This is a genomic window from Microcoleus sp. A003_D6 (assembly GCF_036702825.1).
Taxonomy (GTDB): Bacteria; Cyanobacteriota; Cyanobacteriia; order Cyanobacteriales; family Microcoleaceae; genus Microcoleus.
Genome location: NZ_JAUBWA010000252.1, coordinates 1 through 3314 on the forward strand (window position 1 = coordinate 1; position 3314 = coordinate 3314).

Genomic DNA, 3314 nt, shown 5'->3' on the forward strand with positions numbered 1-3314 from the left:
TCCTGCGTGTTTTGCCATCAAAGTCGCTTCCCGCTTATTCAATTTGAGCGCTCGCTTGACGGCAAACACAAAACTTCCTCTCAATGATTAACTATGGAGAATTTTAGCAAACTATTTGGTACTTTAGTCAAGCTCCAACCAGTCAGCAATGTAGTTACTAACGGCATCTTTATTGTGCAGATAGTAAAGGATAGTAGCATAAACTTGTTCCAAGTTGAGAGACGGATAAGTTTAAGCTATTTGTTCGGGATTGCGCGCGCGATGAATGAAATTATATAGGATGGTTTCAATACCGATTCGTGTCCCTTTGACTCGAATATCATCTGGTCGCTGAAAGTCGAAATAGTCTTCGAGTTACATGGGTGAATAATCCTATTTTAAAGTTTGTGGAAATTGAATTGGTAATTCATATTGTATCATGTTAAGTGCGATCGCCCTTTTCTGCCAACAATCAAAGAAACCGGGTTTCTGCTTCGAGATTGTCGTCTCAAACTAGATATTGATAGAAACCCGGTTTCTGAGGCGAAGTGCGATCGCCCTTTTTATGCACTCTACCCCAAACCCAACCTAAATGCTTGCCACACTTCTTGATATTGACATGGCAGCAATTTCGTGTATCACCGGAAATGTGGTATGTCCGGCGGCTGCTTGTCGCCCAAATTAATTCCCCCACTAAATTAATTTATGTTACAGAACGTTACAATATAAGAGTAAACTACTTTCAGGCGAGCTAAACAATCAATGCGCTTAATATTAATGACTGGAAAAGGCGGCGTCGGCAAAACATCCGTAGCCGCCGCCACAGGGCTGCGGTGTGCCGAATTGGGATACAAAACCCTAGTGCTGAGCACCGATCCCGCCCACTCCTTAGCCGACAGCTTCGACATGGAACTCGGGCACGATTCGCGGCTGGTAAAACCGAATTTGTGGGGAGCAGAATTAGACGCTCTCAGGGAATTAGAAGGCAATTGGGGAGCCGTTAAACGCTACATTACCCAAGTCTTGCGAGCGCAGGGACTCGAAGGGGTTCAAGCTGAAGAATTAGCCATATTGCCAGGAATGGATGAAATCTTCGGTTTAGTGCGAATGAAACGGCATTACGACGAAGGCGAATTCGATGTTTTAATTATCGATTCTGCCCCGACTGGCACAGCATTGAGACTGCTAAGTTTGCCGGAAGTTGGCGGCTGGTACATGAGAAAATTTTACAAGCCGCTGCAAGGCATATCAGCCGCCCTTCGACCTTTAGTTGAACCTATTTTTAGACCAATTGCCGGTTTTTCTTTGCCAGACAAAGAGGTGATGGACGCACCTTACGAATTTTACGAACAAATCGAGGCTTTGGAAAAGATTTTAACTGACAATACTGTAACTTCGGTAAGGTTAGTTACCAATCCCGAAAAAATGGTAATTAAAGAGTCTCTGCGGGCTCATGCCTATTTGAGTTTGTACAATGTAGCCACAGATTTAGTAGTAGCAAACCGGATTATTCCCGAAGAAGTAACTGACCCATTTTTCAAACGCTGGAAAGAAAGCCAGGAGCAGTACCGTCAGGAAATTCACTCGGATTTCATGCCGCTGCCAGTTAAAGAAGTGCCGCTTTATTCTGAAGAAATGTGCGGTTTAGCAGCATTGGAACGCTTGAAAGAAACGCTTTACAAAGACGAAGATCCCAGTCAAATATATTACAAAGAAAATACGATTAGGATTGTTCAGGAAAACAATCAATACAGTCTTGAACTGTATTTGCCGGGAATTGCTAAGGATCAGATTCAGTTGAGCAAAACGGGAGATGAGTTGAATGTTCGGATTGGGAATCACCGCCGGAATATGGTGTTGCCACAAGCTTTAGCAGCGCTGCAACCTTCCGGGGCGAAGATGGAGGATGATTATTTGAAGATTAAGTTTGCTTAACTAGGACTTACCCCAACAAAACCGGTTTCTCCGAAAATTATTGGATGCTCCCTTGAGAGATTGACGCAGAAACCGGGTTTTTTACCCTGCGTGTATAAGTCCTGTAATACAGACAAACTGACGAACTCATTGATTATCAGTGGCTGACCAGTCTTCTATTCGTAGCTCTACGACTTGTCCAAAATCTGACTTATTACGGGTGAGTAAGGTTGCGTTGTTAATTAGAGTAATGGCGGCAATTTTCAGATCCATATTTCCTAGACGGGAATACACTCTTCGTAGGCGTTGATGCTCCAAAGCAGCCGCACGGTTAAAAGGAATAATCACGATAGATTGATAGTCGAGTGCAAGTTGCTGTAATCCTTTATAAGCCAAGATTTGTTCATCTAATGTTCTTGCTTTGGATAGGAAATTGAGCCGTCCTCTAACTTGTTCTTCGTAGGTAATTACAGTCACTGCAACTTCAAGTTCTTCTATGGCTGCCAGCCTTGCTAAGATTTGCTTTCCCTCTTGCCCATTGCGCTGGATGAAACTGAGATGGTCGGTGTCAAGAATATACATCGTAAGAAGGTATTGAGCTATTTAGCAGACTTACGCCATTCTTGTCCGAGGCGAACTGCTTCGTCAAAGGTAGGATCGTTTTCAAAACTACCCGCAACTTTTAGCCACCAAGGAGCTTTTTTTTGAACGAATACAGATAGCATCTGTTTCATTTGTGCTAGTTCTGTTTCTAAAGTTGCAACTCGCGATTCGAGTTGTGGAGATTGGTCTTCAATCTGTTGAGAGATCATATAAATTTTTAGCAAGATAGAATTCTATGACTATTGTAGCAATATCTCTGCGATCGCAACAAACCTATCTACTTAATTTAGTGTGTTTGAGCATCTTCGCTCCACTTCCCGTTTTATTTCTGTAAGGTTTCTTTTAAAGACTCACAGCTCTGCTGGATATATTGACGCAACGCTTCATTAATCAAGGTTTGGTAATTCCCTCCATCTGCTAAATGAACTCGATCGCGAAACCACGCTAAAACCTCATCATCTAACCAGATTGCGATCCGAGTTTTCCCAGGTAATATTTGATCGATCGCCCCGGGCTTACCCTGACTAAAATCATACTCTGCTTCCATTACTATTCCCCTCCCTCTTCTTTCTCCTCCTCTGCGCCCTCTGCGGTTCGTTCAATCTTTCCTGAACTTAGCTCAATTTTTAGCGACTATGACAACAACTTCCCGATCGATTAAGTCAATGAGCATCTAATATTTTCAAATCACGGCTCAAAAAATAACTTGTAGATTTGTACGATCGCTCGCGGACTGCTGCTGGGTGCATCTCACTTTGGCAAATACATCAAATTGAAAGTTGACCGTTGAGGTAAGCACAGCGAAGAGAAAGGATAGA

5 protein-coding genes are annotated in these 3314 nt (G+C 43.0%); 2 read left to right on the plus strand and 3 right to left on the minus strand.

The features are described 5' to 3' along the window. The first annotated feature begins 411 nt into the window (after positions 1–411). Entirely contained in the window at positions 412–591 is a 180-nt protein-coding gene (locus QUB70_RS32030; protein WP_332985827.1) for a hypothetical protein, read from the plus strand. Positions 592–741: 150 nt separating this feature from the next. After that, positions 742–1914 carry a TRC40/GET3/ArsA family transport-energizing ATPase gene (locus QUB70_RS32035; protein WP_332985828.1) on the plus strand — a complete coding sequence of 391 codons (1173 nt, stop codon included), beginning with the start codon at positions 742–744 and terminating at the stop codon, positions 1912–1914. Positions 1915–2040: 126 nt separating this feature from the next. Here the strand turns inward: QUB70_RS32035 and QUB70_RS32040 are convergent, their stop codons facing one another. The 3 genes from QUB70_RS32040 to QUB70_RS32050 all read right to left on the minus strand — a co-directional run bounded on the left by QUB70_RS32040 (position 2041) and on the right by QUB70_RS32050 (position 3043). Then, positions 2041–2475, minus strand: coding sequence for a type II toxin-antitoxin system VapC family toxin (locus QUB70_RS32040; RefSeq protein ID WP_332985829.1), 435 nt, complete (start codon positions 2473–2475; stop codon positions 2041–2043). A gap of 17 nt (positions 2476–2492) precedes the next feature. Next, the gene (locus tag QUB70_RS32045) at positions 2493–2705 is read right to left on the minus strand and encodes a hypothetical protein (RefSeq protein WP_332985830.1); all 213 of its coding nucleotides are present in this window, start codon (positions 2703–2705) and stop codon (positions 2493–2495) included. A gap of 113 nt (positions 2706–2818) precedes the next feature. Then, positions 2819–3043, minus strand: a complete 225-nt coding sequence (locus tag QUB70_RS32050; RefSeq protein WP_332985832.1) for a BrnA antitoxin family protein — start codon at positions 3041–3043, stop codon at positions 2819–2821. Positions 3044–3314: the final 271 nt, after the last annotated feature.

Excerpts from the sequence above, each read along its gene's own strand:
- QUB70_RS32035 (WP_332985828.1), top strand. The coding sequence starts at position 742 with ATGCGCTTAATATTAATGACTGGAAAAGGCGGCGTCGGCAAAACATCC.
- QUB70_RS32040 (WP_332985829.1), bottom strand. The coding sequence starts at position 2,475 with ATGTATATTCTTGACACCGACCATCTCAGTTTCATCCAGCGCAATGGG.
- QUB70_RS32045 (WP_332985830.1), bottom strand. The coding sequence starts at position 2,705 with ATGATCTCTCAACAGATTGAAGACCAATCTCCACAACTCGAATCGCGA.
- QUB70_RS32050 (WP_332985832.1), bottom strand. The coding sequence starts at position 3,043 with ATGGAAGCAGAGTATGATTTTAGTCAGGGTAAGCCCGGGGCGATCGAT.